This window comes from Arcicella sp. GW458-12-2-14-TSB2 (assembly GCF_059423785.1).
Window position 1 is genome coordinate 1 of sequence record NZ_JBWKYN010000275.1, and the last position, 4,980, is coordinate 4,980.

The window sequence follows — 4,980 nt, forward strand, 5'->3', positions numbered from 1 at the left end:
ATAGAATTAACTAATTGTAAGCCAATACTAATTTTTAACTCTTTCGAGAATAAATTCCTGATTTCAGATAATAATCGAATAGAAACAGGTTTAAATTCCCATTCGTCTGGTCGACCCCAACGGTTTTTAATTTGTCCCTTTATATACAAGAATCTATCAGTAGCAATGTATTTGGAAAGATTCACAAAATCTTCCCCAAATAAAGCAAACTCATAGCTTCCGTTATAATCTTCCAATGTAAAAAGCATAAATGGATTTCCATTCTTTGAGTACCTTTCGACAACTTTAGTGACAATTCCCCCTACAGAAACTTCTTTTCCTTTGAAAATAGGTTCCATTACTCTGTCTAGCGTACAGCTACAAAAGCTTTCTAGCTCTAAGCGATATTCATCTAATGGGTGACCCGAAATATAAATTCCGACCACTTCCTTTTCAAACTTCAGTTTTTCCATTTGTCCCCATTTTTCAATCAAAGGGATTTTAGGCGTTGCGAGGTCTCCACCGCCACCGTCTCCAAGCATTCCAAATAAAGAACCTTGGGCAGAAGCAGCAACTTCCACAGCCTTGTTGGCATAACGAATAATTTTTTCTATAAAATTACTTCCTTCAACATCAGCGAAATAAACAGCCCTGTGAATATTGTCAAAGCAATCAAAACCTCCTCCATAAGCCAGACTTTCCAACGTCTTTTTGTTAACTGTTCTCAGGTTTACTCTTTTTACAAAATCAAAAATATCTTTGTAAGCACCATTTTTGTCTCTTTCTTCAATAATACTCTCTACCGCTGCATCGCCAGTCCCTTTAATAGCACCTAAACCAAAACGAATTTCCCCTTTTTTATTAACGGCAAATGAACGATACGATTCATTAATATCAGGCCCTAATACAGGTAAGCCCATACGCCTACATTCTTCCATAAAGAATGTAATTTTATCAATGTTACCCAGTGAGTTAGACATTACCGCAGCCATGTATTCCGACGGATAATGTGCTTTTAAATAACCTGTTTGGTATGCCACAAAAGCATAGCAAGTAGAGTGCGATTTGTTAAAAGCATATTGTGCAAATGCTTCCCAGTCTGTCCAGATTTTATTAAGCTTATCTTCAGGGTGTCCTTTTTCTTTGGCACCATCCACAAACTTGCTTTTCATTTTATCAAGTGTGTAGCGGTCTTTCTTACCCATCGCTTTTCTTAGTACATCGGCGTCTCCTTTGGAAAAGCCTGCTAATTTCTGCGACAGCAACATCACCTGTTCTTGATAGACAGTAATACCATAAGTATCCGCCAAATATTCTTCCATATCGGGTAAATCATAAGCGATTTCCTCTCGACCATGTTTACGGGCAATAAAGTTAGGAATATAGGCAATAGGACCTGGGCGATACAAGGCATTCATGGCAATTAAATCCGAAAACTGATCGGGCTTTAAATCGAGCAAATGTTTTTGCATTCCAGCGGATTCAAACTGGAAAGTAGCATTGGTTTCACCTCTTTGATATAATTCATACGTCTTCACGTCATCAAGTGGAATATTATCCAAATCAATATCTATCCCGTGGTTTTGTTTAATCAATCGTAAAGCTTCTTTTAAAATAGACAAGGTTTTTAAACCCAAAAAGTCCATTTTAATTACACCCGCATCTTCAATTATTTTTCCTTCAAACTGCGTAATTAATAAGTTTACCTCTTTAGAAGAATAAACAGGTAGGATTTCGGTTAAATCCTTTGGAGCGATAATAATACCAGCTGCGTGAATACCCGTACCACGTACTGAACCCTCTAAAACGAGTGCTTCTTCTAATACTTTAGAACGCAATGACCCTTCACGCCTGATTTCACGAAGTTTTTTAACATTCTCAATATCTTCAGCTTGGAATTGTTCTTTTTCGGCTAACGACTTTTCACCAATTAACGGAGCATTCATTACTCGGTTAAGATTCGTTCCGGGCTTATCAGGTACTAATTTGGCTAATTCATTGGACTCATTCAACGGTAAATCCATCACACGAGCAACGTCTTTGATGGACATTTTAGCCGCCATTGTACCATAAGTAACGATATGGGCTACTTGTTGTTTACCGTATTTTTCAACCACGTAATCAATTACTTTTTGGCGACCTTCATCGTCAAAATCCGTATCAATATCGGGCATTGATTTACGGTCGGGATTCAAGAAACGCTCAAAAAGTAGGTTGTACTTAATAGGGTCGATATTGGTAATACCTATACAATAAGCCACTACCGAACCAGCAGCCGAACCACGACCAGGTCCTACAAAAACGCCAAGTTCACGACCAGCTCTGATAAAATCAGATACAATCAAGAAGTACCCCGCAAAGCCCATTGTACGAATGGTATGTAATTCAAAGCTCAGTCTGTCTTTTACTTCAATACTTTCCCAAGCTTCACCATATCGCTTTCTAGCACCTTCCCAAGTAAGGTGCTCTAAGTAATCATCCTGATTGACAAAACCCTGTGGGATTTCGTAATTAGGCAACATGATATCTTGTTTCAGACGCAGCGTATCTATTTTACCAACAATTTCATTGGTATTATCAATCGCCTCTGGAATATGCGACCATAGTTTGGTCATTTCCTGTGTATTCTTGAAATAAAATTCGTCATTATAAAATGCAAAACGCTTTCCTTTTACCGATTCTCCATCATCAACATCTTTGTAAGTAGGCGTAGCCTGTTTTTCTCCAGTGTTGATACATAACAAAATATCGTGAGCGTTGGCATCTTTTTGATCTAAGTAATGAGAATCGTTTGATGCTATTACCTTGACATTATATTTCTTAGCAAATTTTAGTAATACCTCATTACATTTTAATTGGTCAGGTATTTGGTGATTTTGTACTTCTACGTAATAGTCTTCTCCAAAAATATCTAACCACCATTTAAATTCTTTTTCAGCCTCCTCTTCGCTACCTCTTAAAATTGCCTGAGGCACTGATGCTCCAATACAACAAGTTGTAGCAATTAAACCTTTGTGATATTGCAGAATAAGTGATTTATCAATACGCGGGTATTTACCATAAAGTCCTTCAATAAAACCTAAAGAACACAACTTTACCAAGTTGGCATAGCCCTCGGCATTCTTGGCCAACATCAATTGATGATAACGTTTGTCTTTTTGTTCTTTAGAAAATTGTTTTTTAAAACGGTCTTCCACTACATAAAACTCACAGCCAACAATGGGTTTAACCCCTTCGTGTTTACTGGCTTCAGCCACAAACTGAAAAGCACCAAACATATTACCGTGGTCTGTTATGGCAACAGCAGGCATATTATCAGCTTTTGCTTTGGCAAAAAGTCCAGAAATTTTAGAAGCTCCATCTAAGAGAGAGTATTGTGTATGACAGTGTAAATGAGAGAATTGCATCAAATTGTTTATATTAAGGTATTTTAGAAAGAATATCCAAATCAGCTATATCTTTGCAGGACATAGATAAATATTTTAGCTCATTTTGATATTTTGAATACTTAATGTTTCTTGGGTTTCCAGTTCTTTTAGGAGTTTTGGTATTGAAGTGGATAGCCCTAAATTGAATCAAGGTATCAGGGAAGTTTTTGCCTCCTAAAATACGCGAAGCATTTTCTATAATAAATTTTGAAAAAATATATCCTGCATAAATTTGTTCATGAGAGTTCCCAATTTTATCAGATTTTAGATTACATAAAAAAATAAATAATTCGTTGTCTTTGGGGTAGAATATAAAATAATCACACAATGAGTTTTGATTCCCTTGGCTAAAAAAAGGAAAAATAGAATCAATATCAAATTTATAAATAGATAGAGCCCCCCTTACTCTGATATTTACTTCTTTGCATTTGGCTTTTTTGCCAAGTTCAATAAGTTTATTTGGTTCAGTATGAAGAAATTTCTCCTTCCTGAGAATTTCATTAATTTTTGAATAAATATCTCTTGGTTGCATATTAAAATAGGGAGAAATATATATCTTCAGCTCTCGAATTTTGCTCTAAAATTACATTGTCAATAGTTTCGACATCAAATCCACTTTCCGAAACCTCTATTTCCTCAACTATGTGGTTGTGTAAATAATATACACTAACATCATTAAACTTTAGTACACTATCAAAGGAATATTCATATTTTCTAATTAAATCTATGCTATCACCTCCTCTATTACCCAGCATTATTAAAGTATTAATTTCTCTTATGATGTAATCGCTATGAGTACTTATAATCACTTTGAAATTTTCGTGCACTAATTTCCCTATGAATCTTGAAAATTTTATTTGTAGATTAGGATGAAGATTTAATTCTGGTTCATCAATAATTATAACATCATTTTTCTTTGCAATATATTTGAAATAGAAAACTAAACTTGACAAAGACTTTACTAAAGATGATGTTAAATTTAAATCTAAATACTTTTCATTATTACTTTTTAGGTTAATTGAACCGTCATTTTCCATTTCAATTTTACCACCTATAATTATTTCCTCTAGTTCTTCTCCTAGAATTGAATATTCACTTTTGATATTATTTCTACTGGGAATTGTAGAAATAATATTTGCAAAATCCTTTATGGCTAAAGAAATACCTCTATTTTTATTTTCCTCTTTTATATTGTTATTTGGTCTTGAAGGTATTATTCCACGTCCAACGTGCATTAAAACATGGTAAGCATCATCATACAAAAGAGAATTTCCCCCATTTTTTATTTCTTTTTGAAAAATATCTATTGCAATTCTTTCTGAGGGATATATTATGGCTTCTTTTTTATCTCCACCATTAATAATTGCATATAAAAAACTTTGTAAAAGAATATTTTGAATTTGGATAATATGATATTCTTTTAAACCGTCTTCAAAAGAATAATTATAGTCAGTTAATCTAAATAAAACATCGAACGATTCCTCACTTTTATCAAATTCTATAGTACTAAACTTGCTTTCAATTGAAGAATTATAACCTTTAAATTTTTGCTGATAAATAATATCTTTTACTT

At 34.1% G+C, this 4,980-nt stretch carries 3 protein-coding genes; all 3 read right to left on the reverse strand.

Annotation, left to right across the window (positions count from 1 at the left end; genetic code table 11):
- Positions 1 to 3,386, reverse strand: a 3,386-nt coding sequence (gene dnaE, locus AC07XN_RS23395) for a DNA polymerase III subunit alpha (protein ID WP_494744803.1), incomplete at its 3' end; no start/stop codon positions are given.
- Between the two features lie 13 nt (positions 3,387 to 3,399).
- Positions 3,400 to 3,939 carry a hypothetical protein gene (locus tag AC07XN_RS23400; RefSeq protein ID WP_494744804.1) on the reverse strand — a complete coding sequence of 180 codons (540 nt, stop codon included), beginning with the start codon at positions 3,937 to 3,939 and terminating at the stop codon, positions 3,400 to 3,402.
- A 1-nt stretch (position 3,940) separates the two neighbouring features.
- Positions 3,941 to 4,980 (reverse strand): AAA family ATPase (locus tag AC07XN_RS23405; protein ID WP_494744805.1); only part of this gene is annotated, 1,040 nt, incomplete at its 5' end.